Annotated in this window: 24 protein-coding genes; 13 read left to right on the top strand and 11 right to left on the bottom strand. The window is 71.2% G+C overall.

Annotation, left to right across the window (positions count from 1 at the left end; all coding sequences use genetic code 11):
• Positions 1-5: 5 nt before the first annotated feature.
• Both BLT43_RS10170 and BLT43_RS10165 read right to left on the bottom strand, forming a co-directional pair.
• On the bottom strand, positions 6-1,916 hold the full coding sequence (locus tag BLT43_RS10170; protein ID WP_090112509.1) for a DUF5054 domain-containing protein: 1,911 nt from the start codon (positions 1,914-1,916) through the stop codon (positions 6-8).
• Positions 1,913-2,947: a LacI family DNA-binding transcriptional regulator gene (locus BLT43_RS10165; protein ID WP_242652271.1), complete on the bottom strand. Its 1,035-nt coding sequence runs from the start codon at positions 2,945-2,947 to the stop codon at positions 1,913-1,915. Before BLT43_RS10165 ends, BLT43_RS10170 begins: the two co-directional genes overlap by 4 nt.
• Positions 2,948-3,204: 257 nt before the next feature.
• Here BLT43_RS10165 and BLT43_RS10160 point away from each other — a divergent pair, with 257 nt between their 5' ends.
• Genes BLT43_RS10160 through BLT43_RS10130 form a run of 7 tightly spaced genes read left to right on the top strand, consistent with a single transcriptional unit; the run spans position 3,205 to position 10,794 of the window.
• Positions 3,205-4,539 (top strand): extracellular solute-binding protein, encoded by a 1,335-nt coding sequence (locus BLT43_RS10160; RefSeq protein WP_090112507.1) that lies wholly within the window; start codon positions 3,205-3,207, stop codon positions 4,537-4,539.
• A gap of 53 nt (positions 4,540-4,592) precedes the next feature.
• Positions 4,593-5,504, top strand: coding sequence for a carbohydrate ABC transporter permease (locus BLT43_RS10155; protein WP_090112505.1), 912 nt, complete (start codon positions 4,593-4,595; stop codon positions 5,502-5,504).
• Positions 5,501-6,394, top strand: coding sequence for a carbohydrate ABC transporter permease (locus BLT43_RS10150; protein WP_242652270.1), 894 nt, complete (start codon positions 5,501-5,503; stop codon positions 6,392-6,394). The genes BLT43_RS10155 and BLT43_RS10150 overlap by 4 nt, the downstream gene beginning before the upstream one ends.
• 4 nt (positions 6,395-6,398) lie before the next feature.
• The gene (locus BLT43_RS10145) at positions 6,399-7,499 is read left to right on the top strand and encodes an ABC transporter ATP-binding protein (protein ID WP_090112501.1); all 1,101 of its coding nucleotides are present in this window, start codon (positions 6,399-6,401) and stop codon (positions 7,497-7,499) included.
• Entirely contained in the window at positions 7,496-8,893 is a 1,398-nt protein-coding gene (locus BLT43_RS10140) for a CehA/McbA family metallohydrolase (RefSeq protein ID WP_090112499.1), read from the top strand. Before BLT43_RS10145 ends, BLT43_RS10140 begins: the two co-directional genes overlap by 4 nt.
• A 3-nt stretch (positions 8,894-8,896) precedes the next feature.
• Positions 8,897-9,739, top strand: coding sequence for a sugar phosphate isomerase/epimerase family protein (locus BLT43_RS10135; RefSeq protein ID WP_090112497.1), 843 nt, complete (start codon positions 8,897-8,899; stop codon positions 9,737-9,739).
• Complete coding sequence (locus tag BLT43_RS10130) at positions 9,736-10,794, top strand: Gfo/Idh/MocA family protein (RefSeq protein ID WP_090112495.1); 1,059 nt, start codon at positions 9,736-9,738, stop codon at positions 10,792-10,794. The genes BLT43_RS10135 and BLT43_RS10130 overlap by 4 nt, the downstream gene beginning before the upstream one ends.
• A 6-nt stretch (positions 10,795-10,800) precedes the next feature.
• Here BLT43_RS10130 and BLT43_RS10125 read toward each other — a convergent pair whose 3' ends face one another.
• Entirely contained in the window at positions 10,801-11,691 is an 891-nt protein-coding gene (locus BLT43_RS10125) for a LysR family transcriptional regulator (RefSeq protein WP_090112493.1), read from the bottom strand.
• 90 nt (positions 11,692-11,781) lie between these two features.
• Here BLT43_RS10125 and BLT43_RS10120 point away from each other — a divergent pair, with 90 nt between their 5' ends.
• Both BLT43_RS10120 and BLT43_RS10115 read left to right on the top strand, forming a co-directional pair.
• A complete protein-coding gene (locus BLT43_RS10120; RefSeq protein WP_090112491.1) occupies positions 11,782-12,960 on the top strand; it encodes an MFS transporter in 1,179 nt (392 codons plus the stop codon).
• A 67-nt stretch (positions 12,961-13,027) separates the two neighbouring features.
• Complete coding sequence (locus BLT43_RS10115) at positions 13,028-13,855, top strand: aldo/keto reductase (RefSeq protein ID WP_090112489.1); 828 nt, start codon at positions 13,028-13,030, stop codon at positions 13,853-13,855.
• A gap of 87 nt (positions 13,856-13,942) precedes the next feature.
• On the opposite strand, the gene BLT43_RS10110 is transcribed toward BLT43_RS10115, so the two are convergent.
• Genes BLT43_RS10110 through BLT43_RS10090 form a run of 5 tightly spaced genes read right to left on the bottom strand, consistent with a single transcriptional unit; the run spans position 13,943 to position 17,978 of the window.
• A complete protein-coding gene (locus tag BLT43_RS10110; RefSeq protein ID WP_090112487.1) occupies positions 13,943-14,458 on the bottom strand; it encodes a GAF domain-containing protein in 516 nt (171 codons plus the stop codon).
• A 10-nt stretch (positions 14,459-14,468) separates the two neighbouring features.
• On the bottom strand, positions 14,469-15,212 hold the full coding sequence (locus tag BLT43_RS10105) for an ABC transporter ATP-binding protein (RefSeq protein WP_090112485.1): 744 nt from the start codon (positions 15,210-15,212) through the stop codon (positions 14,469-14,471).
• Positions 15,209-16,045 (bottom strand): ABC transporter ATP-binding protein, encoded by an 837-nt coding sequence (locus tag BLT43_RS10100; protein ID WP_090112484.1) that lies wholly within the window; start codon positions 16,043-16,045, stop codon positions 15,209-15,211. Before BLT43_RS10100 ends, BLT43_RS10105 begins: the two co-directional genes overlap by 4 nt.
• Entirely contained in the window at positions 16,042-16,944 is a 903-nt protein-coding gene (locus tag BLT43_RS10095; protein WP_090113076.1) for an ABC transporter permease, read from the bottom strand. The genes BLT43_RS10100 and BLT43_RS10095 overlap by 4 nt, the downstream gene beginning before the upstream one ends.
• Before the next feature lie 5 nt (positions 16,945-16,949).
• Positions 16,950-17,978, bottom strand: coding sequence for an ABC transporter permease (locus BLT43_RS10090; RefSeq protein WP_423222126.1), 1,029 nt, complete (start codon positions 17,976-17,978; stop codon positions 16,950-16,952).
• Positions 17,979-18,190: 212 nt separating this feature from the next.
• On the opposite strand from BLT43_RS10090, the gene BLT43_RS10085 reads away from it, so the two are divergent.
• The 3 genes from BLT43_RS10085 to BLT43_RS10075 all read left to right on the top strand — a co-directional run bounded on the left by BLT43_RS10085 (position 18,191) and on the right by BLT43_RS10075 (position 21,607).
• Entirely contained in the window at positions 18,191-18,808 is a 618-nt protein-coding gene (locus BLT43_RS10085) for a helix-turn-helix domain-containing protein (RefSeq protein WP_090112481.1), read from the top strand.
• Between the two features lie 43 nt (positions 18,809-18,851).
• Positions 18,852-20,438, top strand: a complete 1,587-nt coding sequence (locus BLT43_RS10080; protein WP_090112479.1) for an ABC transporter substrate-binding protein — start codon at positions 18,852-18,854, stop codon at positions 20,436-20,438.
• A gap of 68 nt (positions 20,439-20,506) precedes the next feature.
• Entirely contained in the window at positions 20,507-21,607 is a 1,101-nt protein-coding gene (locus BLT43_RS10075; RefSeq protein ID WP_090112477.1) for a M24 family metallopeptidase, read from the top strand.
• Between the two features lie 41 nt (positions 21,608-21,648).
• On the opposite strand, the gene BLT43_RS10070 is transcribed toward BLT43_RS10075, so the two are convergent.
• From BLT43_RS10070 to BLT43_RS10060, 3 genes are read right to left on the bottom strand one after another with little or no spacing between them, the layout of a single operon-like run.
• The gene (locus BLT43_RS10070) at positions 21,649-22,419 is read right to left on the bottom strand and encodes a LamB/YcsF family protein (protein WP_090112473.1); all 771 of its coding nucleotides are present in this window, start codon (positions 22,417-22,419) and stop codon (positions 21,649-21,651) included.
• Positions 22,416-23,480: a 5-oxoprolinase subunit C family protein gene (locus tag BLT43_RS10065; protein ID WP_090112471.1), complete on the bottom strand. Its 1,065-nt coding sequence runs from the start codon at positions 23,478-23,480 to the stop codon at positions 22,416-22,418. The genes BLT43_RS10070 and BLT43_RS10065 overlap by 4 nt, the downstream gene beginning before the upstream one ends.
• On the bottom strand, positions 23,477-24,211 hold the full coding sequence (locus BLT43_RS10060) for a 5-oxoprolinase subunit B family protein (protein ID WP_207497499.1): 735 nt from the start codon (positions 24,209-24,211) through the stop codon (positions 23,477-23,479). Before BLT43_RS10060 ends, BLT43_RS10065 begins: the two co-directional genes overlap by 4 nt.
• Positions 24,212-24,377: 166 nt before the next feature.
• Here BLT43_RS10060 and BLT43_RS10055 point away from each other — a divergent pair, with 166 nt between their 5' ends.
• Complete coding sequence (locus BLT43_RS10055; protein WP_207497496.1) at positions 24,378-24,926, top strand: winged helix DNA-binding protein; 549 nt, start codon at positions 24,378-24,380, stop codon at positions 24,924-24,926.
• The last annotated feature ends 88 nt before the right edge of the window (positions 24,927-25,014 follow it).

Below are 25,014 nucleotides of genomic sequence, written 5' to 3'. Positions count from 1 at the left end.
GCGGCTCAGCCCAGCTCGATCTCGAAGCGCGACAGCAGCGCGCCCTCCCACCACATCGGGAAGTTGGTGCCCCACTTGTTGGTGTAGAGCGTGAAGCGCAGCGCGCCCTCCCAGGCCGGCGGCTTCGCGGTGAAGCGCATCAGGTCGACCGGCGGTCCGGCCAGCGCGGCGTCGAGCGGGGTGATCCGCAGGGGCCCCGCCGCGGTCGCCGTGCGCGCCGCGAAGATCGCGGCCAGCGCGCCGCCGCCCCGTTCGGCCGAGCGCGAGGGGTCGGTCCAGGTGCCGCTCTTCAGCGCCTCCCAGTGCCCCGCGCCCTCGGGCGCGACATGCACGAAGCCCGCCTCGGGCATGCGATTGGCCGGCTTGCCCTCGATCCGGAGGCTGATCGTGGCGCGGCTGGCGGTTGGGCCGGGCGCGACGTGCCAGCGCAGCCGCGCCGGCGCGCCGGTCTCGGCATGGTCGCGGCCCTCATGGACCGCGAGGATCGAGACGCCGCTCTCGTCGGCCTCTTTGTCGGTCCCGCGCGGCATGCACTCGACCGACCGGGCGCTCCTGGCCGTGGCGAGGCCGGGCTTGTCGTGATCGAGGATCGCCCAGTCCGGGCGGGTGGTCAGGTAGCTGTCGAGATGGCGGCCGATATCGGCGGCATCGAAGCTCTGGTGGCGGAACGCCAGCAGCGGCCCGCCCGAAGCGCCCGCGATCACCCGTCCGTCGGGGGCGGTCAGGGCGAGGATGTCGCCGGTGGCCGGGTCGTGCGAGACCTGCCAGTCGCCGCCCGCCGCGGCGGGCGGGGCAGGGGCCTGCGCCGCCTCGGCCCGGGCCCGGTCTTGCGGGCCGAGTGCTGCGACGGCCGCGTCGAGATAGCCGCGCTGCTCGGCCCAGGACGCCTCGCAGAAGGCGAAGCGCGGATCGGTGGCGCGGGCGGTCTCGAAATCGGCGCGGTCCCAGGCGGTCTCGTCGCGCAGGAAGGTCTTGATGTCGACGCCCCAGGTGTGCTCGGCCACCATGCAGAGCCGGCGGCCGAATTCGAGCCTGCCGGGGTCGAGACCCTCGGCCTCGAAGCCGTCGTAGAGCCGCTGCAGCGCGCGGAAGCGTGCGAGCTTCGCCGGGTCGCTGCCCGCGCCGTGGATCCAGCTGTCGCCGATCTCGCAGGTGACGACCGGCAGGCTGTCGCGCCGCTCCCAGAGCAGCGCGCCGTACTCCTCGAGCGTCGCGGCGCGGATGCGGGCCGTGGGGAAGCGCTTCTGCAACTCGCGGTGCACGACCACGGTCTGCGCGACGGATTGCGGCCCGAGATTGTCGGCGGTGTGGGCGAAGCTCAGCGCGTCGGTCATGCCCTCGGGCAGATGCGTGCCGCCATAGGAGGCGTCGTACATCACCACCACCTCCGCGCCGTCAGGCGCGCGCCACAGGAAGATCTCCGGCAGGTCGGGCACCGGGCTCGCCTCGTTCACGCCCAGATGTAGGAAGCGCACCCCGGCGGCGGCGAGCTCGGGCACCAGCCCGATGGTGTGGCCCGGCACGTCGGTCATCTTGGCGGCGCGGGTGGTCAGGCCGAAGCGGGCGTCGAGCTCGGCCGAGTAGGACAGCCCGGCCCGGATCAGCGCCGGGCTCATCAGCTCGGTATGGGTGGTGAAGGGCAGGGCGTGCCAGCGGATCAACCCGGCGCGGATCGCCGCCTCGAGCCGGGCGACCTGGTCGGGCGTGCCGGTGGCGAGGTGGTCGTGGATCAGCCAGGCGCCGGTGGTCCAGACGAAGGCCGGCGCGTCGGGGTTCTCGCGGTGGAAATGCTCGGCCGTGGTCAGCGCCTGCGGGATGAAGCGGTCGTGGTAGAGCCGGCGCACCGCCTCGGCATGGTCGGTGAAGCCGATGTCGAGATGGGTCTTAAAGACGAGGTGGATGGTCTCGGGCGTCATGGCGCGCCTCCGCCGACCGTGTTGCGCACCACGAGGCTGGTCGGCAGCGCCTCGCGCAGCGGCGGGGCCTCGGGCTGGCCGGTGCGGCGCAGGATCAGCCGCACCAGCGCCTGCACCCGGGCGGCGAGATCGATCTTCACCGTGGTCAGCGCGTAGCTGTCCCAGCCCGACTGGGCGATGTCGTCGAAGCCGACGACGTGGACGTCGCCCGGCACCGCGAGGCCCAGCCCGTGGCGCAGCGCGTCCATGGCGCCGAAGGCGCTCTCGTCGTTGGCCGCGAAGATCGCGTCGGCGCCGCCGTCGAGACGAAAGAGGTCGAGCGTCGCCTGCCGCGCGGTGGCGTAGGTGAAGTCGCCCGCCGCCACGCGCGGCGGCGGCAGGCCCCGCGCCGACAGGAGCGCCTCCAGCGTGGCGCGGCGCGAGCGCTCGGCCTGGCTGCCGGGGCGGCCCGAGAGATAGGCGACGCGGCGCGCGCCGTGGCCGGCGAGCAGCGCCACCGCCTGCGTCATGCCGGGTACGAGGTCGATCTCGAGCCGGTCGACATCGGCCAGCGCGGTGGCCGGGGTGCCGGCGCCGAGATAGTCGACATAGATCGGCACCGCCCGGTCGAGATAGGGGCGCAGCCGGTCGGGGCCCACGGATTCGGCGAAGGCGATCACCGAGTCGAGGTTGAAGCTGCGCAGGTTGCGCAGCGTGGCATCCGCCAGCGTCAGGTCGGCGCGGGTCTTGAACAGCAGCGTGCCGAGCCCGCGCTCCTGCAGCGCGGTGGTGAGCGCGTCGATCTCCTGGCTTTCCCAGGGGCTGCAGACATCGGGGACGATGACGCCGACGAGGTGCGAGCGGCGCATCTTCAGCGCGCGGGCGGCGCGGTCGGGCGCGTAGTTCATGCGGCGCGCGATCTCGAGGATGCGGGCGCGCTTTTCGGCGTCGAGCGAGGCTTCGGGGTTGAAGGCGCGCGAGACCGCGACCCGGCTGACCCCGGCGGCCTCGGCGACCATGCCGGCGGTGGCGCGGCGGGTCGGTGTCGTCACTGCAGGGCGCCTTTCGTGAACACGATTTCAAAACACGGTGCTGCGCGGTCGCCCGGATTTGGCCGGACTCCAGCGCCATGTCGCCATAATGGCGTGGAAATCGCCGCTGCCAAGCCCCCGGATCGCGGTTCGTGCGGCAATGATTGCCCCTGCGGCATGATTTTTTCTTGACTGGTTTGAAAACGTGTTCACTCTGGGCGCCGTAGGCCGGGCCACCGCGACGGCGCCCCGGGCCGACCCATGGGGAGGATGGTTTGATGTTAAAGTGGAAAGGCGCCCTGCTGGCGCTGGTGGTCGCGACGCCGGCGGCGGCGCAGGACCTGTCGATCTCCTGCCGCTGCGTCTCGGGCGGGGCGAATGGCGAGCTGGCCGACTGGATCAAGGACAGCGTGATCCCCGGCTTCGAGGCGGCGCATGACGGCGTCACGGTGACGCTGAACGAGTTCGCCGGCGGCGACGAACAGCTGACCCAGCAGCTCGCGCTCGACTTCTCGACCGGCGCCGGGGCCGACATCGCCGGCTTCGACGGCTTCCTGATCCCGAACTTCGTCGAGGCGGGGCTGCTGAAGCCGATCGCGGAGCTGGTCGGCCCCGAGGCGATGGAATGGGAAGGCTGGAGCCACATCTCGGACGGCAGCAAGGCGCTGATGTCCTATGACGGCCAGCCCTACGGCATCGCCATGGGCACCGACGTGCGGATGATCTTCGCCCGCGCCGACCTGCTGGAAAGCTCGGGCATCGACCCCGCAAGCTTCCAGCCGACCTCCTGGGAGGAGCTTCTGGAGGCGGCGCGGCAGGTGAAGCAGGCGCATCCCGACAGCTTCCCGCTGCAGCTCAACGCCGGGGTGCCGATGGGCGAGGCGACGACCATGCAGGGCTACTGGATGGCGATCCTCGGCACCGGCGAGAGCATCACCGACGAGGAGGGCCGCTACATCGTCGAGAGCCAGGGCATCCTCGACGTGCTCAACCTCTACAAGACGATCTATGTCGACGAGGAGCTGGGCGACGCGCGGGCGCAGCAGCTGGGCGACGGCCGCAACCGCACCTTCGCCAATTTCCGCGACGCCAAGACCGCGATGCTGGTCGAGGGCGACTGGTTCTACCGCTCGGTCACCGCGCCGGGATCGGAGTTCGAGGTGGCCGAGCGCGACGCCAAGATGACCTGGGCCAAGATGCCGGCCAAGGAGCCGGGCGCCGGCTGGAACGGGCAGGACTTCGTCACGATCTCCGGCGGCACCGGCTGGGTGATGAACCCCAACACCGACGCGCCGCAGCTGGCCTGGGAGCTTCTGGCCTACATGAACTCCAAGGAGCAGCTCGACGCCTTCCAGGAGTTCCAGCCGCGCATCCGCATCCGCGACGACGTGCCGGTGCCGACCGACGCCTTCCTGACCGAGACCTCCTCGGTGCTCCTGCCGCTCACCACCGCGCGGCCGAACGACCCGAACTACAACGCCGTCTCGGCCGAGATCCAGCGCATGACCGAGGCCGTGGTCTCCGGCTCCATGACGCCCGAGGAGGCGATGGCGCGCTACAAGGACGCGGTCACCGAGATCGTCGGCGAAGACAACACCGCCAGCCTGATGTGAGCCCCGGCGGGGGCCGTCCCGGCCCCCGCCGCCCCGACAGACGAGATTTTCCGATGAAGCGGTTCTCCCTGCTCTCGCCGCGCGCCGGCGCGGCCTTCATAACGCCTGCCGGCCTGCTGGTCGGCGCCTTCGTGATCGTGCCCTTCTTCTGGGTGATCTACGTCTCCTTCACCAACCGCACCCTGCTGGGCCGGACCGCGCTGAACCCCGAATTCGTCGGGCTCGCCAACTATCTCGAGCTGTTCTCGCCGCACCGCTTCCTCGATCCGGGCCAGTTCGGCTTCAGCCTCGTGCTGACGATCCAGTTCGTGCTGTTCTCGGCGCTGCTGGGGCAGGCAGCGCTCGGCATGGCGCTGGCCTGGCTGCTGCAACAGGTGCCGAAGCCGGTGAAGGCCATGACCGAGACCGTGGTGATCGGCGCCTGGATCCTGCCCGAGGTGGTGATCGGCTTCGCCTGGTTCGCCTTTCTCGACTATGACGGCGGCACGCTGAACGGCATGCTCGACGCGGTCGGGCTGCCGCGCGGCGACTGGCTGCTCGACTACCCGTTCTGGGTGATCGTGGTGTTCAACACCTGGCGCGGCACTGCCTTCTCGATGATGCTGTTCAACTCGGCCTTCGCCTCGATCCCGCCGAGCTACTTCCAGGCCGCCGACGTGGCCGGCGCCTCGAGCTGGCAGAAGTTCCGCGACATCGGCCTGCCGCTGATCCGCGGCCATGTCGTCACCGACCTGATCCTGATCACCATGTGGACCTTCAACGTCTTCACCCCCTTCCTGCTGACCAAGGGTGGGCCGGGCAACCAGACCGAGGTGCTGTCGATCTACACCTACCGCGTCGCCTTCCGCGACTTCGACTTCGGCAAGGGGGCCGCGGTCGGCGTGGTGGTGATGCTGATCAACCTCGCCTTCGCGCTGTTCTACCTGTGGGTGGCGCGCAAGCGCACGCCGGGGGGTGCGGCATGAGCGCGTCGTCGCAGCAGGCCATGGGTGCGGGCGCGCCCGCCCGGCGCAAGGAGCACGGCATGACCGACCATCTGCGGCAGTTCCTCGGACGGGCGGGCTTCGCCTTCTTCACGGCGCTGATCGGTGCGATCTTCGCGCTGCCGCTGGTGTGGTTCCTGTTCGCGCCGTTCAACTCGCGCGCCGAGCTGGGCCTCGCCATCCCCGAGCCGTTCAGCCTGTCGAACTTCCGGCAGGTGCTGGAGAACTCCTTCGCGATCCGCGCGCTCGGCAATTCGCTGATCCAGAGCGTCGGCGGCACGCTTCTGGTGGCGCTGGCCGCGACGCTCGCCTCCTACGCGCTGTCGCGCTCGCCCCTGCCGGGCAAGCGCGCGGTCACCTACGTGCTGCTGCTCTTCTCCTCGGTGGTGTCGGGCTCGGCAGCGATGGTGCCGATCTTTTTGATGATCACCCGCGCCGGCATCATCGACACCCACCTGTCGGTGATCCTGGTCTTCGCGGGTGGCCTCCTGCCCACCGCGATGTTCATCCTGCGCGACTTCATCGACGGCATCCCGCGCAGCTACGAGGAAAGCGCGATGGTCGCGGGCGCCTCGCCGGTGCAAGCCTTCTTCGACGTGGCGCTGCCGGTGATCCGGCCCGGCGTCGTGGTGGTGGTGGTCTGGGCCTTCGTCAACATCTGGGGCTCGTTCCTCATCCCCTTCATCCTGCTGCGCTCGGCCGAGAAGATGCCCGCCTCCGTGGCGATCTACTCGTTTTACTCCGAGGCCGGCACGCCGATCGTCACGCTGCTCGCGGCCTATGCGCTGCTCTACTCGCTGCCGGTCGTGCTTCTCTATCTCTTCGTCAGCTGGAAGTTCGGCTTCCGGTTCTTCGGCGGCATCAAGGCGTAAAACCATGGCATCCGTGAAATTCGAGAACGTCACCAAGCGCTTCGGCGGCTTCACCGCGACCGAGGGCCTCGATTTCGAGGTCGGGGATGGCGAGTTCGTCTGCCTTCTGGGCCCGTCGGGCTGCGGCAAGACCACGACGCTGCGGATGATGGCCGGGCTCGAGACGCCGAGCGAGGGCAAGGTCTGGATCGGCGAGCGCGACGTGACCCGCGTGCATCCCAAGGATCGCGGCATCTCGATGGTGTTCCAGGACTACGCGCTCTACCCGCACATGGCGCTGGCCGACAACATCGCCTACCCGCTGAAGGTGCGCGGCCAGCCCCGGCCCGAGCGCCACGCCGAGGCGCAGCGCGTGGCCGACGTGCTGCAGATCGGCCACCTGCTCGACCGGATGCCGGCGCAGATCTCGGGCGGCCAGCAGCAGCGCACCTCGCTGGCGCGGGCGCTGGTCACGCCATCGGACGTCTATCTCTTCGACGAGCCGCTCTCCAACCTCGACGCCAAGCTCCGGCTCGACGCGCGCGGATTTCTCAACCACCTGCAGCGCGACATGGGGATCACCGCGGTCTACGTCACCCACGACCAGGCCGAGGCGATGGCGCTCGCGACCCGGATCGCGGTGATGGATCGCGGCCGCATCGTGCAATATGCGCCGCCGCTCGAGATCTACCGCCGCCCGGCCACCACCTTCGTCGCCAATTTCGTCGGCAACCCGCCGATGAACCTGATCGAAGCGGAGGCGCGGATCGAGGGCGGGCAGCTGCACCTGCAGGCGCCGGGGCTGCATCTGGCGCCGCTGCCGGTGCCGGCGGCATTGGCGACGCGCGCGCCGGGCCGGCTGACGCTGGGCGTGCGGCCCGAGCATCTGGCGCTGGCGGCGCCGGGCGCGGCCAACCGGATCGAGGGGCGGCTCTTCGCCAACGAGAACATGGGCCCCGAGACGCTGGTGACGGTCACGCGGACGGAAGGCGAGGCGCGGCTGACGGCGCGGATCTTCACCGACGAGGCGCCGCGCCTGTCGGGCGCGGTGGCGTTCGGCTTCGAGGCGCGGCACCTGCATCTCTTCGACGCCGAGGGGTTGCGCGTGCCGGGGGACGGCGAATGACCGCGATCCGGCTGCGGGCGACGCCCGAGGACAAGGCGCGCGACCCCTATCTCGAGGTGCCCTTCGAGGTGCCGGAAGGCACCACCCGCATCGACATCGCGCTGCGCTACCCCAAGGCGCCCGACTGCGTGATCGATCTCGGCTGCGCCGACCCGCGGCTCGGGGAATTCCCGGCACGCGAGGGCTTTCGCGGCTGGAGCGGCGGCGCGCGCGAGGCGGTCTTCGTGGCGACCGACGCCGCGACGCCGGGCTATGTCGCGGGGCCGATCCCGGCCGGGCGCTGGCGGGTGATCCTCGGGCTCTACCGGCTGCCGCCCGGCGGCACGGAGATCGAGGTCGAGATCGGCCTCGACGACGCGCCGCGCGATCCGGCGCCGAGGCCGGCCCCGGCCCGCGCCGTGCGCGAGGGGGCCGGGTGGTACCGCGGCGACCTGCACTGCCACACGCATCACTCCGACGCCAAGGGCGCGCCCGAGACGCTGCATGCGAACGCCCGCCGCGCCGGGCTCGATTTCCTTGCCGTCACCGACCACAACACGGTGACGCAATGGGACCATTTCGGGCCGGCCTCCTCGCCCGATCTGGTGTTCCTGCGCGGCATGGAGGTGACGACAGAGCATGGCCACGCCAATGTCTTCGGTCTCGACGGCTGGGTCGATTTCCGGCTGCGGGCGCCTGGCGACGCGCAGGCCCTGGCGCGCGAGGTGCATGCGCGGGGGGGCATGCTGTCGATCAACCACGACAAGCCCGACATCCCGTGGCGCCACGACTGGCCTGAGGCCGACGCGATGGAGGTCTGGCAGCAGCACTGGCTGGCCCGGAACTGGATCTCGCTCGGCCGCTGGCAGGACCGGCTCGCCGCCGGGATGCGGCTGCCGCTGCTGGGCGGCAGCGACCGCCACCAGCCCGAGGGGCTCGGCCCCGAGACGATGTTCGAGCTGGCGCGGCCCTGCACCGTGCTCTGGGCCGAGGAGCTGAGCGAGCCGGCGCTGCTGGCCGCGATGCGGGCCGGGCGGGGCTACGTCACCGAGGCGCCGGACGGCCCGCATCTGGCGCTGCGCATGGGCGGGGCGGAGATGGGCGGCACCGCGACGCCGGACGCCACCGTCGCGATCGAGACCGATGGCGCGGCGGGCGACCTCCTGAGCCTGTGGGACGCCACGGGCGAGATCGCGCGGCTGCCGATCTCCGGCGAGGGTGCGGAGCTGCGCCCCGACGTGTCGCCGCGCGGCTTCCTGCGGGCCGAGATCCACGCCGTCGCCGCGCGCGAGCGGCTGCTGGAGCGGTTCTTCGCGGATTGCCGTGGCGGGCTGCCTTGGGGGCTGAGCGAGGCCGAGATCGCGCGCCAGCCGCTGCGGCGCGCCCTGTCGAACCCGATCTGGATGAAGGACTGAGCCATGCGCCTGTCGAACGCCCCGGTGTCATGGGGGGTCTTTCACGCCGAGACCGCGCCGCTGGGCTGGGAGAGCTACCTCGCCGAGCTGGCAGGAGCCGGCTATGCCGGGACCGAGCTTGGCCCCTACGGCTTCATGCCGGAGGAGCCCGACCGGCTCGCCGCGGCGCTGGCGCGGCATCGGCTCGGCCTCGAAGGCGCGGTGCATGTGCACGACTTCCTCGGCCCGGGCGGCGCGGAGGCGCTGTGCGCGGCGCTGCGCCGCACCGGCGCGCTGCTCGCGGCCTGCGGGGCGTCGCATGTCGTGGTGATGGATGGCGGGGCGGGCTACCGGCCCGGGGGGCCCGAACCCGAGGCCTGGCAAGCCATTCTCGAGCAGCTGCGCGCGGCCGATGACAGCGCCCGCGCGCTCGGCCTGACGCTGTCGGTGCATCCGCATCTGGCCACCGCGATCGAGCGGCCGCGCGAGGTGCGGCGCCTGCTCGACGAGACCGGCCTTTCGCTCTGCCTCGACACCGGGCACCACGCCGCTTGGGGCGACGATCCGGCGGCGTTTCTGGAAGAGGCGGGCGACCGGCTGGCCTACCTGCATCTCAAGAACGTCGATCCCGGCCTCGCGGCCGATCTGCAGGCCGGGCGGATCGACCCGCGCGGGGCGATGGATCGCGGCATCTTCTGCCCGCTCGCGGAGGGCGCGGTCGACATCCCCGGCCTGTTGCAGCGCCTCGCCGGCACCGGCTTCGCCGGGCCGGTGGTGGTCGAGCAGGACTGGACCGAGACCGCGACCGAGCCGCCCGCCGCGCTGGCCCGGCGCAACCTCGACTACCTGAAAGGAACGCTCGAATGACCCTGCGCGTCGGCCTGATCGGCCTGGGCGAGGTGGCCCAGCTCATGCACCTGCCGCTTCTGGCCGACGATCCGCGCTACGAGATCGCCGCCGTCTCCGACCTCTCGGCCGAGCTGACCGAGACGATCGGGCGGCGCTACGGGGCGGGGCTGCGCAGCACCGATCCGAACCGGCTGCTCGAAGACCCGGATCTCGACGCGGTCTTCCTGCTCACCCCCGACCAGTTCCACGCGCCGCAGCTCGAGGCGGCGATCGCGGCGGGCAAGCATGTCTTCGTCGAGAAGCCCGCCTGCCTGACCGAAGGCGAGCTGCGCCCGCTGCTGGGCCGGCCGGCGCGCGGTGTGGTCTTCGTGGGCTACATGCGCCGCTATGCCCGGCCATTCCTCGCGCTGCGCGACAGGATGCCGGCCGCCGAGACGATCCGCCACGTGCGCATCCGCGACCTGATCTGCGAGGCGCCGTTCTTCACCGCCCAGACCCGGCCGGTGCTGCGCCCACGCGACCTGCCCGACCCGTCGCCGGAGGCGCGGGCGCTGCCCGAACGGCTGGTGCGCGCCGCGATCGGCGCGGAGGCCTCGCGGGAGGAGATCCGCGCCTACAGGGTGCTCACGGGCCTCGCCTCGCACAGCCTTTCGGCGATGCGCGACCTGCTCGGCCCCCCGCGCGGCATCGTCGCGGCCTGCCAGCGCGCCGGCGGCGAAAGCGTCAGCGTGATCTACGATTACGGCCATTTCGTCTGCAGCTACGAGGCGGTGATCACCGACATCCCGGTCTTCGATGCCGGGATCGAGATCCTGACCAACGACAGCCGCTACGCGCTGACCACCGACACGCCCTATATCCGCAACCTGCCGACAAGGCTCACGATCACCGGGCAGGGCCCGAACGGCGCCCGCAGCGAAACGATCGGCCCGTTCTACGAGGACCCCTTCCGGGTCGAGCTCGACGCCTTCCACGCGGCGGTGACGGAAGGCGCGCCCGTGCGAACCGGGCTCGAGGATTCCTTGCACGACCTCGAACTGATCGCCGAGACGGCCCGCGCGATGCGGGCCTGAGGCGGCCTATGCGGCGAGCGCCTCGGCCAGGAAGTCGAGGAAGACCTGCAGCCGGCGCGAGCCGCTGGCGCGCTCGGCATAGACCGCGCTGATCGCAAGCGGCGGCTCGTCGAGCTGGCCGGGGCACAGCTCCTCCACCCGGCCGGCGGCGATGTCGGCGTCGATCATGAAGTCCGAGAAGCGCGCCGCCCCGAGCCCCGCCAGCACCATGTGGCGCACCGCCTCGCCATTGTCGGCGCCGGCCGCTGCCACGGGGCGGATCGGCGCGTCACGGCCCGCGACATGCCAGTCGTTCAACCTTGCGGGCTGCACGAAGCGCACCTGCTCGAGTCGCGCGAGATCCTCCGCCGTTTCGGGCCGCCCGACCCGGTCGAGATAGGCGGGGGCCGCGACCAGCCGCCAGTCCGAGGTGCCGAGACGGCGGTGCAGCAGCTCCGAATCCGGCAGCCGGCCGAGCCGGATCGCCACGTCGGCATGCGCGCCGATCAGGTCGACGACGCTGTCGGTCATCGACAGCGTCAGCTCGATCTCGGGATAGCGGGCGCGGAAGGCGGGCAGGCGGGGGATCACGACATGCAGCATGAAGGGCACCGCCGCGTTGACCCGGAGCGGCCCCTTCGGCACGCGCGCCGCTTGGCCGATCTCGGCCAGCTCCCCGGCCTGTTCCAGAAGCCGCCGCCCGCGCGCCAGAAGCTCCTGCCCCTCGGGCGTGAGCGCCATGCGCCTCGTGGTGCGCCGGATCAGCGTCACGCCGAGCCGCGCCTCGAGCCCGGCCACGGCGCGGCTGAGCGAGGAGGGCGCGAGGTCGAGCCGGCGCGCCGCTTCGGCAAAGCCGCCATCCTCGGCCACGGCGACGAAGGCCGCGATCTCGCGCAGCTCGGGGTATTCCTGCGCCATGCGCAATGCTCCGTTCGGTTCCGTGCGGTTTTTCGAAGACTAGGGCGCGGATAGCTCCGGGTCGAGACGCAGACCCCAAGGAGTCCTCCCATGCCTCTTGCCCTCTGGGCGCTGACCATCAGCGCCTTCGCCGTCGGCACGACCGAGTTCGTGATCGTCGGCCTCATCCCCACCATCGCCGCCGATCTCGGCGTGTCGCTGCCCTCGGCCGGGCTTCTGGTCAGCCTCTACGCGCTCGGCGTCACCATCGGCGCGCCGGTCCTGACCGCGCTGGCCGGGAAGATGCCGCGCAAGCGGCTGCTTCTGGCGCTGATGGCGCTGTTCATCGCCGGCAACGCCTTCGCCTCGGTGGCGCCGAGCTACGAGGCGCTGATCGCCGCGCGCTTCGCCACCGGTCTCGCGCATGGCGTGTTCTTCGCCATCGCCTCGACCATCGCCACCGACCTCGTCCCGCGCGAGAAGGAATCGAGCGCCATCGCCACCGTGTTCATGGGGCTGACCGTGGCGCTGGTGACCGGCGTGCCGCTCGGCACCTGGATCGGCCAGAGCTTCGGCTGGCAGTCGACCTTCCTTGGCGTGGTCGCGCTCGGCCTGGTCGGCTTCGTCGCCAGCGCCGCTCTGGTGCCCGCGAAGCTGCGCCAGGCCGAGGCGCCGAGCCTGCGCCAGCAGCTCGGCGTGCTGACCTCGGGCCGGCTGCTGCTGGTCTACCTGATCACCGCCGTGGGCTATGGCGGCAACTTCATCGCCTTCACCTATCTCGCCCCGATGCTGACCGACGTGACCGGCCTCGGCGAAGGCGCGGTGAGCCTCGTGATCCTGCTCTACGGCGCCTCTGTCGCGGTGGGCAACATCCTCGGCGGCAAGCTCGCCGACCGCAGCGGCCCGGTGGCGGCGCTGAGCTGGATCTTCGGCGGGCTCGCCGTGCTCTTGGCGCTGCTGGGCACGGTGCTGACCTCGCCCGTGCTGGCCGTCGCCGTTGTGGCGTTCTGGGGCGGCTTCGCCTTCGCCAACGTGCCGCCGCTGCAGGTCTATGTCGTGCAGATCGCGCGGCAGGTGGCGCCCGAGGCCGTCGACGTGGCCTCGGGCCTCAACATCGGCGCCTTCAACCTCGGCATCGCCTTCGGTGCCTGGGCCGGCGGCCTGACGGTCGAGGCGGCGGGGCTGGGTGCGACGCCGTTGATCGGCGCGGGCGTGGTGCTCGCGGGCCTCGTCCTGACCCGGCTGAGCGGCCGCCTGTCGGGCCGGGCCGCGTTGCAGCCCGCCGAATGACGCCACGCGGCGCGGACCGCACCGGGGCGCGCCGCGTTGACCCCCGACCCCCAAGAGGAGACATCCCATGACCATCCGAAAGATCGGCCCCGCCGGCATCCCCAATCTCGGCCTCGGCACCTTCAAGATGGACGGCGACACGCCGCGCCGCATCGTCTCGGCCGCGCTGGCCGAGGGCTACCGCCACATCGACACCGCGCAGGCCTACGAGAACGAGGCCGAGGTGGGCCAGGGCATCCGTGATGCGGGCGTGCCGCGTGACCAGGTGTTCCTGACCACCAAGATCCTGCCGAAGGACTTCGCCGCAGACGACTTCCGCCGCGCCGCCGAGCAGTCGCTGCGCGATCTGGGCACCGACTATGTCGACCTGCTGCTCCTGCACTGGCCCTCGCGCGAGGTGCCGCTGTCGGAGACGCTGCCGGTGCTCGACCGGCTGATCGAGGAGGGCAAGGTGCGCAATGGCGGCGTGTCGAACTTCACCATCGCGCAGCTGACCGAGGCGCAGGAGATCCTGCAGGCGCCGGTGGCCGCGAACCAGATCGAGTTCCATCCCTTCATCGACCAGTCGAAGCTGTTGGGCTTCATGCAGCAGCGCGACATGCCCTTCGAGGCCTATTCGCCGCTGGCGCAGGGCAAGATCATGGACGAGCCTGTGCTGTCGGAAATCGCCGAGGCGCATGGCGTGAGCGAGGCCGAGGTGACGGTGGCCTGGATCCTGTCCAAGCCCGGCGCGGTGGCGATCCCGAAGACCGCGAAGGAAAAGCGCCTCGGCTCGAACCTCGCGGCGGCGGAGCTGCAGCTCTCGGCTGACGAGATCGCCCGGATCGACGGGCTGGCGCGGCCCGACGGGCGGATCGTGTCGCCCGACAGCCTCGCGCCCGACTGGGATGACTGAGGCCGGCGCGTTCCGCCGAAGCGGCCCCCCGCGCGGGGGCCGTCGCCCGCCCGGGCCAAGCCGGGCGGGCGTCATCTTATCGGGCCGTCAGCCGCGCGGCGCGGATGCCGCCAGCCGGTCTTCCACCGTCAGGGCCGCCATCGCGGGCAGGGTCAGCTCGGCCTCGGCCAGCGCCACGCGCTCTGGCGTGAAATGTGCCTCGGCATCGAGCATGTTGACCGTCGCGGCCAGCGCGCCGCCCAGCAGCACCGGCAGGTTCATGACCGAGCCGCAGCCCAGCCGACCGATCAGCTCGGCGTCGGGAAACACCTGGTCGATCTCTTCGAGGCGGTTGGCGACGAAGCTCTCGTGGCGGCCATGCACGATCTCGAACCAGGCGTTCATCTCGATCGGCTTGGTGCCGGAGGCGGGGTAGTCGACCGGGTGGCTGGTATAGGCGCGCCGCGCCAGCATCGCCTCCATGTCGACCGTCATCACGGTGAAGAGCCGCACCTCGAGCAGCGCCTGCGCCAGCGCCTGCAGCGCGGCGTAGCCTTCGCCCGGCGCGCGGGCGGCGGCGAGCGCGGCGCGGAAATCGGCCTGCGCCGCGGAAATCGTCGTCATGTCTGGTCCTTCAGTCATGCGCGGTGCCGCCGGAGGCGGCGTAGAGCGCGCGGGAATAGGGGTCAGAAAAGCTGCCGTCATGCAGCGCCGCGGCCGGGGCGATCTCGACCACGCGGCCGCGGTTCATCACGGCCATGCGGTCGCACATGAAGCCCACCACCGGCAGGTTGTGCGTCACCATCAGGTAGGTCAGCCCCTGCTCGGCGCGCAGCCGCTTCAGAAGGTTCAGGATCTCGGCCTGCACGCTGACATCGAGCGCCGAGGTCGGCTCGTCGAGCAGCATCACCTTGGGCTCGAGCATCAGCGCCCGCGCGATGGCGACGCGCTGGCGCTGCCCGCCCGAGAGCTGGTGCGGGTAGCGGAAGCGGAACCGCCGGTCGAGACCGACGGCGCCGAGCATCTCCTCGACCCGCGCGTCGCGGTTGCCGAGCCCGTGCACCTGCAGGGGCTCGCTCAGCACGGTGTCGACCGTCTTGCGCGGGTGCAGCGAGCCGTAGGGGTCCTGGAACACCATCTGGCAGCGCCGGGCGAAGCCGCGGTCGGGCCGGTGGCCGCGCGGCTGGCCCAGCACCGAGATGCCGCCGGTCCAGTCCGGTGCGAGGCCGGCGATCGCCTTCAGCACGGTCGACTTGCCCGAGCCGCTTTCGCCCACCAGCGCGAAGCTCTCGCCCTCGGCCACGTCGAAGCTCACCCCCTCGACCACCTTCGCGGTGCCGTAGGAGATGTCGAGATCCTGCAGGGAGATCGCGCTCATGTGCCGCTCCACTGGCTGCGGTCGAGGACCGGGAGGGTGGGCCGCGTCTCGTGCATGCGCGGCACGGCGGCGAGCAGCCCCTGCGTGTAGGGGTGCTGCGCGCGGTGCAGCTCTGACGCGGCGCAGCTTTCGACCACGCGGCCCGCGTTCATCACCATGATCCGGTCGCAGTAGCGCGAGACGAGGTTGAGGTCGTGGCTGATCAGGATCAGCCCCATGCCGTGATCGCGCACCAGCTCGTCGATCAGGTCGAGCACCTGCGCCTGCACGCTGACATCGAGCGCCGAGGTCGGCTCGTCGGCGATCAGCAGGCTCGGGCGCGGGATCAGCATCATCGCGATCATCACCCGCTGGCCCATGCCGCCCGAGATCTCGTGCGGGTACATCGACGCCACCCGCTCGGGGTCGTTGATGCGCACCGCCTCGAGCATCTCGAGCACCCGCTCGCGGGTGGCGCGGCGGCCGAGCCGCTCATGCGCCTGTAGCGCCTCGGCGATCTGGCGGCCCACGGTCATCACCGGGTTCAGCGAGAATTTCGGGTCCTGCATGATCATCGAGATCCGCGCGCCGCGCAGGTCGCGCATCCTGCGCTCGGGCAGGGACTGGATCTCGGTGCCCTCGAACTCCATGCGTTTCGCCGCGACCCGGCCCGGCGCGCGCACCAGCCGCAGGATGGCGCGGCCGGTCATCGACTTGCCCGAGCCGCTCTCGCCGACGATGCCGAGCCGCTCGCGGCCGAGGTCGAAGCTCAGCCCCTTGACCACCTCGACCCGGCCCGTGGGGGTGGGGAAGCTGACGCGCAGGTCCTCGACGCTCAGAAGCGGTGCGCTCATGACTTGCCTCCCTGCTTGGGGTCGAGCACGTCGCGCAGCCCGTCGCCCAGGAAGCAGAAGCCGAGGCTGACGAGGATGATCGCGAAGCCCGGCATGGTGGCGACCCACCACTGGTCGAGGATGAAGACCCGGCCCCGGCTGATCATCGCGCCCCATTCGGGCAGCGGCGGCTGCGCGCCGAGGCCGAGAAAGCCGAGGCCGGCGGCGGTGAGGATGATCCCCGCCATGTCGAGCGTCACCCGGATGATCATCGACGAGGTGCACAAGGGCAGCACGTGGCGCAGGATGATCCGGCCATGCGATGCGCCCAAGAGACGCGTCGCGCCGATGAAGTCGGACTGGCAGAAGGTCAGCGTCTCGGCCCGGGCGATGCGGGCATAGGCGGGCCATGCGGTGATGGCGATGGCGATGATCGCGTTCTCGATGCCGGGGCCGAGCGCGGCCACGAAGGCCAGCGCGAGGATCAGCTTGGGCATCGACAGGAACACGTCGGTGATCCCCATCAGCACCTTGTCGACCAGCCCGCCGAAATAGCCCGAGACCGCGCCGATGATCAGCCCCAGCGGCGCCGAGATCACCGCCACCAGCGCCACGATCATCAGCGTGATGCGCGCGCCGTGGATGACCCGGCTGAGGATGTCGCGCCCAAGTTCGTCTGTACCCATCCAGTGCTGGGCCGAGGGCGGCAGCAGCCGGGCCGAGAGGTCCTGCCCCACGGCGCTGTAGGGCGCGATCCACGGCGCGAAGGCGGCCGTCAGCACCAGCAGCAGGATGATCGCGCCGCCGACCACGGCGAGCGGGTTGCGCAGCAGAAGCCCGCCCGCGCGGTAGAAGCGCCCGGCATTGGCCTGCAGGCGCGAGGCGGGCGCGTCGTCGAGATACCAGTCGCGGCTCAGCATCCGCATCAGCGGCTCCTCGGGTCGAGGACGCGGTAGAGCACGTCCGAAATGCGGTTGATGAAGATGAACACCGCGCCGATCACCAGCGTCGCGCCGAGCACCGCGTTCATGTCGGCATTGAGCAGCGCCACGGTCAGGTAGTTGCCGATGCCGGGCCAGGAGAACACCGTCTCGATCATCACCGAGCCCTCGAGCAGGCCGGCGTAGCTCAGCCCGATCACGGTGATCAGCGGCACCCGGATCGGACCGAAGGCGTGGATCCAGACCACCCGCCACTCGGACAGGCCCTTCACCCGCGCCGTGGTCACGTATTCCTGGCTCAGCTGGTCGAGCATGAAGGAGCGGGTCATCCGCGCGATGTAGGCGAGGCTGAAGAAGCCGAGGATCGCCGCCGGCAGGGCGATGTGGCTCAGCGCGTTCATGAAGATGCCGGTGTCGCCGGCGATCAGGCTGTCGACCAGCAGAAGCCCCGTCACCGGCGGCACGATGCCGTCGTAGAAGATGTCGATCCGCCCAGGCCCCGCGACCCAGCCGAGCCCGGCATAGAACACCGCGAGCCCGACGAGGCCGAGCCAGAAGGCCGGGACCGAGTAGCCCAAGAGCGCCAGCACCCGGATCACCTGGTCGGTCCAGGAGCCCTGCCGCGCCGCGGCCCAGACCCCCATCGGCACGCCGAGCGCGACGCCGATCGCGATGCCGATCGTCGCCATCTCAAGCGTCGCGGGGAAGACGCGGGCGAGGTCCTCGACCACGGGGCGGTTGGTCGAGACCGAGCGCCCGAGATCGCCCTGCAGCACCTGCCAGACATAGTCGGCGAACTGCACCACCAGCGCCCGGTCGAGCCCCATCGCCTGGCGCGCCGCCTCGTACTGCTCCTGCGTGGCGCGGTCGCCGACCACGGCCAGCACCGGGTCGATCGGCACGACGCGGCCGATGAAGAAGGTGATCGCGAGAAGCCCGAGGAAGGTCAGCGCGGTCAGGGCGACGAAGCCCAGCACCGGCGCCGCGAACCGGCGGACGCGGCGCAGCGCCAGCGCGGGCAGGGTCGATGATCGGGGCACGGCTGGCACGGCGTCTCCTCGTCTGCGGCGGCGCGCCACGGCGCCCGCCTGCCCCCCCGCGGGGCCGGTGGCGTTTTTCCTAGACGGCCCAAAAAAACTTCTTGGTTCAAGCGAAAAGTTTTGCTTACATCAAAATAATTTTTGTGACGCCCGACGCGTCCCGCCCCGGAGAAGCCGCGCCGCCGATGCCCAGAACCGCCATCCAGACCAGCCCGGACACGCCGCTCGGCCCGTTGATCCGCAAGCGCCGCAAGCAGCTCGGCCTGACGCTGAAGCAGCTCGGCGAACGGGCCGGGCTCTCGGTCGGCTATCTCAGCCAGGTCGAGCGCGACAACGCCGCGCCCTCGCTCGGCACGCTGGCCCAGATCGCCGAGGCGGTGGATGTCGGGCTCGACTACTTCGTCGCCACGCCGCGCCCCGCCGACGCGCTGACCCGCGACGGCGAGCGGATGCGTTTCTCGCTGGCCGGCTCCGACCTCGTCTACGAGCAGATCAGCCACGAGTTTCCGGGCTCGGAGCTGTCCTCCTACATGCTGCACATCCCGCCGGGCCACGTCTCGGAGCTGGTGCATCACGAGGGCGAGGAGATCATCCTCATCCTCGAGGGCGAGATCGAGCAGGTGCTGGGCGAGGAGACCTTCCACATGCGCGCGGGCGACAGCCTGCATTACTCGGGCGCGACGCCGCATGCCTGGCGCAACCCGGGCGACCGGCCCGCCCGCATCCTGTGGACCGGCACGCTGGGCGTGCTGCACCGCGCCGGCGCGCGCCGCGCCGATGCGCCGCCCCGTCTGCTGAAGTGACGGCACCCGAACCAACAACGATGATCACCAACGGGAGAGTGACATGAAGACCCTGAAATCCGCGCTGCTGGCGACCGCGCTGGCGCTGCCGCTGGCCGGCCCGGCCCTGGCCGAGACGCCCCCGGGCCTGCTGGTCGTGGCGCAGAACATCGACGACATCGTCGCGATCGACCCGGCGCAGGCCTACGAGTTCACCTCGGGCGAGCTGGTCACCAACCTCTACGACCGGCTGGTGCAGTACGACGCGGAAGACCCGACCGTGCTGGCGCCGGGCCTTGCGACGGAATGGCAGGCCGATGCCGAGGCCAAGACCATCACCTTCACCCTGCGCGACGACGCGGTGTTCCATTCGGGCAACCCGGTGCGGGCCGAGGACGTGACCGGCTCGCTCGCCCGCGTCATCAAGCTCGACAAGACCCCGGCCTTCATTCTCGCCCAGCTCGGCTGGACGCCCGAGAACGTCGACGAGATGGTGACCGCCGAGGGCAACACCGTCACGATCCGCTACGAGGGCGAGTTCTCGCCCGCCTTCGTGCTGAACGTCCTGGCCGCGCGCCCCGCCTCGATCGTCGACATGGCGACGGTGATGGAGAACGAGGTCGACGGCGACATGGGCAACGCCTGGCTGAACGAGAACGCCGCCGGCTCCGGCCCGTTCTCGCTGCAGATGTACCGCCCGGCCGAGCTGGTGCGGCTGCAGGCCAACCCCGACTACTTCAAGGGCGCGCCGAAGATCGAGGGGCTGATCCTGCAGCACGTGGCCGAGGCCGCGACGCAGCAGCTGCTGCTCGAGCAGGGCGACGTCGACATGGCGCGCAACCTGACGCCGGACCAGATCGCCTCGCTCTCGGCCGAGGGCATCAAGGTCGAGACCTTCCCGCAGGCGGCGGTGCACTTCCTGTCGTTCAACCAGAAGACCGAGAGCCTGACGCCCCCGGCGGTCTGGGAAGCGGCGCGCTACCTCGTCGACTACACCGGCATGACCGACAGCATCGTCGACGGCCAGATGGAGATCCACCAGGCCTTCTGGCCCAAGGGCTTCCCCGGCTCCTATGACGAGACGCCCTACAGCTACGACCCGGAGAAGGCGAAGCAGATCCTCGACGAGGCCGGGATCGACACCCCGATCACCGTCTCGCTCGACGTGATCAACGCCGCCCCCTTCACCGACATGGCGCAGTCGCTGCAGGCCAGCTTCGCGGATGCGGGCATCAACTTCGAGATCCTGCCCGGCACCGGCAGCCAGGTGATCACCAAGTACCGCGAGCGCAGCCACGAGGCGATGCTGCTCTACTGGGGCCCGGACTTCATGGACCCGCATTCCAACGCCAAGGCCTTCGCCTACAACTCGGACAACTCCGACGACGCCTACGCGGCGACCACCACCTGGCGCAACGCCTGGGCGGTGCCCGAGGAGATGAACGAGATGACCCGCGCGGCGCTGACGGAAAGCGACCCGGAGAAGCGGCTCGAGATGTATCGCGAGCTGCAGAAGAAGACGCAGGAGGACAGCCCGATCGTGGTGATGTTCCAGGCCTCCTACCAGGTGGCGATGGACGAGGACGTGAGCGGCTACGTCAACGGCGCCACCTCGGACTTCGTGTTCTACCGGCTGGTCGAGAAGGACTGAGCCGGACCGCGACCGCATCGGACCGCCGGCGCCCTGCCGGCGGTCCTTTTCACGAAAGGACGCCCCGCATGACCTCTCCCCATGCCGACCGCCTGGCGCGGCTGCAGGCGCTGATGCGCCAGACCGGAACCGACCTCGTGGCGATCGGCCCGTCGAGCCACATGATGTGGCTCACCGGCCTCGACCCGCATGGCGACGAACGCCCGGTGATGCTTCTGGTCGGCCCCGACCGGGCCGGCTTCCTGATGCCGGCGCTCAACGCCGGCGCCGCCCGGCAGGTGACCGACCTGCCGCTGCATTGCTGGTCCGACGACCAGGGGCCCGACGCGGCGCTCGCCGCGCTGCTGGTGGCCTGCGACGCCGACCGGCCGGGCCTTTCGGTGGTGCTCGACGAGACCATGCGCGCCGATTTCGCGCTGCGCCTGCTCGACGCGCTCGCCGCCCCGCGCCGCCGCTTCAGCGCCGACACGCTGGGCCGCCTGCGCGCCGCCAAGGACGCGGCCGAGATCGAGGCGCTCACCGCCAGCGCCCGGCTCAATGACGCCGCCGTCACCGCCGCCTTCGACGCGCTGCGCGAGGGCATGACCGAGCGCGAGCTGCAGGAGGTGATCCACGCCCATTACGAGGCGCATGGCGCGCGGCCCGAATTCACCATCATCGGCTTCGGCGCGAACGGCGCCTACCCGCATCACCACACCGGCGACACCCGGCTCGCGCCGGGCATGGCGGTGCTGATCGACAGCGGCTGCCGCCACATGGGCTACCCGTCAGACATGACCCGCTGCGGCTGGTTCGGCGGCGCGCCCGATCCCGAGTTCCTCGAGGTGGCGACGGTGGTCGAGCGCGCGGTGCAGGCCGCGCTCGAGGTCGCCCGGCCGGGCGTGCGCGCCTCCGAGATCGACCGCGCGGCGCGCGGCGTGATCGAGGCGGCGGGCCATGGCGAGAGGTTCCTGCACCGTACCGGCCATGGGCTCGGCCTCGACGTGCACGAGCCGCCCTACATCTCCGCCAGCAGCGACGCGGTGCTCGAGGAAGGCTGCGTCTTCTCGATCGAGCCGGGGATCTATCTCGAGGGCCGCTTCGGCATCCGGCTCGAGGACATCGTGGTGCTGCGCGAGGGCGGGGCGGAGATCCTGTCGGGCCTGTCGCGCGACCTCAGGCTGGGCTGAGCGATACCGGCGGCGCCGCGGGCGCCGCCGGCCCCCGCACGTCAGCCGGCGAGCGACTCGGGCAGGGTGACGGGCGCGTGGCCCCAGCTAGCCAGCGCCTCGCGCAGCGCGCGGGCGGTGTCGAGCGCCTCGGCGCCGTCGCCATGCACGCAGATCGAGTGGAAGGGCGTCTTCAGCGTCTCGCCCTCGCGGGTGACGATGCCGCTGGCCTCGATCATCCGCTTCACATGCCCCAGCGCCTCGTCGCGGCCATGCAGCACCGATCCGGGCCGGGCGCGCGGGGTGAGGCTGCCATCGGCCTCGTAGGTGCGGTCGGCGAAGACCTCGAGCGCGACGCGCAGGCCCGCGGCCTCGCCCGCCGCCGCCAGTTCCGACAGCGCCGGGGCGAGCAGGATCAGGTCCGGGTCGGCCTCGGCCACGGCGCGGGCGATGGTGTCGGCCATGGCGCGGTCGGCGCAGGCCTGGTTGTTCATCGCGCCATGCGGCTTGACGTGGGTGAGGGGGTGGCCGAGCGCGCGCGCCATGCCGGCGACCGCCGAGACCTGGTAGAGCACCGAATGGCGCAACTCGCCCTCCGAAAGCGTCATGGCGCGGCGGCCGAAGCCCTGCAGGTCGGCATGGCCGGGATGCGCGCCGATGCTGGCGCCGGTCTCGCGGGCGCGGGCGATGGCGCGGGCGATCACCACCGGGTCGCCGCCATGGAAGCCGCAGGCGATGTTGGCCGCGCCCACCACGCCGAGCAGCGCCTCGTCATTGCCGATGACGTAGGGCCCGAAGCTTTCGCCGAGGTCGGCGTTGAGGTTGATCTTCACGGGCGGTCCTCCGGTTCCGGGTGGGCGGCGAAATGGTCGGGGCAGAGCGCGTCCACGGCCTGGCCCGCGAGGTTGGCGCGCCACAGCGCGCGCGGGTCGATCCGGCCGGCATTGGCGGGCACGATGGCCTGCGCGATCCGGTCGAGCTCGGCGCGCCGCGCGCGTGCCGCGTCCTCGGCCTGCTCGACGGTGACGGCTTCGAAGCGCAGGCTGTCGCCGGGGGCGAGTCGGGCGAGGCGCGGCAGGTCGGCGCCGATCACCGTGGCGATCTTGGGGTAGCCGCCGGTGGTCTGCGCATCGGCCAGAAGCACGATCGGCTGGCCGCTGCCCGGCACCTGCACCGCGCCCGGCGCGATGCCGTCCGAGACGATGTCGGCACCGCGCTCGGAATGGGCAAGCTTCGGCCCCTCGAGCCGCATCCCCATGCGGTCGGTCTCGGCGCCGACGGTGTAGTCCGTGCCGAAGAAGGTCGCCATGGCGTCCTCGGTGAACCACTCGGCCTGCGGGCCCGGCACGGCGCGGATCGGGCCGGTCGCGGGGCTGGGCGGGGCGGCGAAGGTGGTGTCGCCCGGGTCTGTGGCTGCGGCCTCGAGCGGGATGGCGTCGCCGTCGCCAAGCGCCCGGCCGAAGGGGCCGAGCCCGGCGCGGGCCAGCGTGGCGTGGCTGCCGAGCGCGCGGGGCAGGGCGATCGCGCCGCCGATGCCGATCAGCGCCACCGGGCAGCCCGGATCGAGCTTCAGCGCCAGCGTCTCGCCCGGATGCAGGGTGAAGGCGGTCCAGGCGCCGACCGGGCGCGGGTTGTCGCCCGAGACCTGCCCGGCGAGGCCGGGGCCGAGCGCCAGCCGCACCGCGCCCCCCTCGGCCCGCAGCGCCGGCGGCATCAGCGCCGCCTCGATCGCGGCGGCGTCCGGCGCGTTGCCGAGTAGCCGGTTCAGGAGGTAGAGCGCGTCGCGGTCGAGCGCGCCCGCGGCCGGCACGCCGGTGCCGCGGCCGCCGCGAAAGCCGGTGTCCTGCAGGAGGCTGCGGGCGCCGGCGCGGGTGAGGACGAGACGCGCGCTCATGTTGCCGCCTCCGCGTAGGTTTCCGGATCGGCGGTACCGGCCGCGTGGGCGGCGGCGAGGCGGTCGAACTCGGGCCGGTCCACCGGCGCGAAGCGCACCCGGTCGCCGGCCGACAGCAGCGCCGGCGCGTCGCGGGCCGCGTCGAAGAGCGGCACCGGGCAGCGGCCGAGGATGTGCCAGCCGCCGGGGCTCTCGAACGGGTAGATCACGGTCAGGCCGTTGGCGATGGCGACCGAGCCCTGCGGCACGCGGGTGCGCGGCGTCTCGCGGCGCGGCACAGAAAAGCCGTCGGGCAGCCCGCCCATGAAGGGCAAGCCGGGCAGGAAGCCGATGGCGTGGACGAGATGCTCGGTCGCGGCGTGGCGGGCGGTGATCTCGTCGCGGGCCATGCCGAGCCGGGTGGAGAGATCGTCGAGATCCTCGCCCTCGTAGAGGCAGGGCAGGCGCCAGAGCCGCCCGCCTGTGGCGGCAGCGGGCTCGGTGTCCTCGAGCGCGGCGCGGACCCGCGCGACGAGGCCGGCCTGGCGGCCTTCCAGCGGGTCGTAATGCAGGGTGATCGCGCAGAAGGCGCGCGACAGCTCCAGCGCGCCGGGCAGCTCGCCCGCCTCGAGCAGCGCCGAGAGCCGGGCCTGCGCGGCGCCGACGCGGGCGGCGGCCTCGGCCCCGACCTCTGTGGCCAGCTCGAAGGTGACGGCCCGGTCGGCCAGCGGGCGTGCGGCGAGAAGCTCCAAGGCGGGTCTCCGGATTGGCGGCGTCGCGGCGAGGCTAGACCGGCGCGGTCGCAATAGCAACAATTTATCGGTAAAATGCCAACATCGATCCGCATCGAATCCGCTAGATTGCATGTCGGGACAAGACGTTGCAGCTTGCATGAAGCAACAGGAAGGGAGCGTCGACATGGCTGGACGGACGGGCCGCGACCAAAAAGGACAGGGCCCGCGGGCACAGAAGATCGTCTCCTCGGAGCATCTGGCGCAGCACGAGGGCTGGGAGCTGTCGGAGTACGAATACGGCCTGATCGTCGCGCAGAACGCCTTCGGGCGCTGGATGACCCGCTGCCTCGCCGCCGTGGTCGGGCATTCCAACTTCGGCGCGCTCGACGTGCTGGTGCTGCACAACGTCAACCACCGCGGCCGCGCCAAGCGGCTGTCCGACATCTGCTTCGTGCTCAACATCGAGGACCAGCACACCGTCACCTACGCGCTGAAGAAGCTGGTGGCCGAGGGGCTGGTGGCCGGCGAGCGGCGCGGCAAGGAGCGCTACTACGCGACCACCGAGAAGGGGGCCGAGGTCTGCCAGAAATACCGCGAGTTGCGCGAGATCTGCCTGCTCGACACGCTGCACTCGATGGAATCCGACAACGAGGAGTTGCGCCGCTTGGCGACGGTTCTACGCGGAATGTCAGGACTTTACGACCAGGCGGCGCGGTCCGTCGCCTCGGTATGAGAAGATAATATCGACAATTTGTCAGTAACATGTTTGCAAACCTCTCGCGGCTTGGCTAGCGTCCGGCGAACGATCTGGGAGGGCCGCC

It is taken from the genome of Limimaricola pyoseonensis (assembly GCF_900102015.1).
In the GTDB taxonomy this organism is placed as follows: domain Bacteria; phylum Pseudomonadota; class Alphaproteobacteria; order Rhodobacterales; family Rhodobacteraceae; genus Limimaricola; species Limimaricola pyoseonensis.
The sequence above is the reverse complement of the archived record's forward strand: the minus strand, read 5'-3'. Positions and strand labels throughout refer to the sequence as shown.

What these genes read in the sequence shown, in the direction of transcription:
- BLT43_RS10170 (WP_090112509.1), bottom strand. Translation starts at nt 1,916, where the DNA reads ATGACGCCCGAGACCATCCACCTCGTCTTTAAGACCCATCTCGACATC.
- BLT43_RS10160 (WP_090112507.1), top strand. Translation starts at nt 3,205, where the DNA reads ATGTTAAAGTGGAAAGGCGCCCTGCTGGCGCTGGTGGTCGCGACGCCG.
- BLT43_RS10155 (WP_090112505.1), top strand. Translation starts at nt 4,593, where the DNA reads ATGAAGCGGTTCTCCCTGCTCTCGCCGCGCGCCGGCGCGGCCTTCATA.
- BLT43_RS10150 (WP_242652270.1), top strand. Translation starts at nt 5,501, where the DNA reads ATGAGCGCGTCGTCGCAGCAGGCCATGGGTGCGGGCGCGCCCGCCCGG.
- BLT43_RS10145 (WP_090112501.1), top strand. Translation starts at nt 6,399, where the DNA reads ATGGCATCCGTGAAATTCGAGAACGTCACCAAGCGCTTCGGCGGCTTC.
- BLT43_RS10140 (WP_090112499.1), top strand. Translation starts at nt 7,496, where the DNA reads ATGACCGCGATCCGGCTGCGGGCGACGCCCGAGGACAAGGCGCGCGAC.
- BLT43_RS10135 (WP_090112497.1), top strand. Translation starts at nt 8,897, where the DNA reads ATGCGCCTGTCGAACGCCCCGGTGTCATGGGGGGTCTTTCACGCCGAG.
- BLT43_RS10130 (WP_090112495.1), top strand. Translation starts at nt 9,736, where the DNA reads ATGACCCTGCGCGTCGGCCTGATCGGCCTGGGCGAGGTGGCCCAGCTC.
- BLT43_RS10125 (WP_090112493.1), bottom strand. Translation starts at nt 11,691, where the DNA reads ATGGCGCAGGAATACCCCGAGCTGCGCGAGATCGCGGCCTTCGTCGCC.
- BLT43_RS10120 (WP_090112491.1), top strand. Translation starts at nt 11,782, where the DNA reads ATGCCTCTTGCCCTCTGGGCGCTGACCATCAGCGCCTTCGCCGTCGGC.
- BLT43_RS10115 (WP_090112489.1), top strand. Translation starts at nt 13,028, where the DNA reads ATGACCATCCGAAAGATCGGCCCCGCCGGCATCCCCAATCTCGGCCTC.
- BLT43_RS10110 (WP_090112487.1), bottom strand. Translation starts at nt 14,458, where the DNA reads ATGACGACGATTTCCGCGGCGCAGGCCGATTTCCGCGCCGCGCTCGCC.
- BLT43_RS10105 (WP_090112485.1), bottom strand. Translation starts at nt 15,212, where the DNA reads ATGAGCGCGATCTCCCTGCAGGATCTCGACATCTCCTACGGCACCGCG.
- BLT43_RS10100 (WP_090112484.1), bottom strand. Translation starts at nt 16,045, where the DNA reads ATGAGCGCACCGCTTCTGAGCGTCGAGGACCTGCGCGTCAGCTTCCCC.
- BLT43_RS10095 (WP_090113076.1), bottom strand. Translation starts at nt 16,944, where the DNA reads ATGCTGAGCCGCGACTGGTATCTCGACGACGCGCCCGCCTCGCGCCTG.
- BLT43_RS10085 (WP_090112481.1), top strand. Translation starts at nt 18,191, where the DNA reads ATGCCCAGAACCGCCATCCAGACCAGCCCGGACACGCCGCTCGGCCCG.
- BLT43_RS10080 (WP_090112479.1), top strand. Translation starts at nt 18,852, where the DNA reads ATGAAGACCCTGAAATCCGCGCTGCTGGCGACCGCGCTGGCGCTGCCG.
- BLT43_RS10075 (WP_090112477.1), top strand. Translation starts at nt 20,507, where the DNA reads ATGACCTCTCCCCATGCCGACCGCCTGGCGCGGCTGCAGGCGCTGATG.
- BLT43_RS10065 (WP_090112471.1), bottom strand. Translation starts at nt 23,480, where the DNA reads ATGAGCGCGCGTCTCGTCCTCACCCGCGCCGGCGCCCGCAGCCTCCTG.
- BLT43_RS10055 (WP_207497496.1), top strand. Translation starts at nt 24,378, where the DNA reads ATGGCTGGACGGACGGGCCGCGACCAAAAAGGACAGGGCCCGCGGGCA.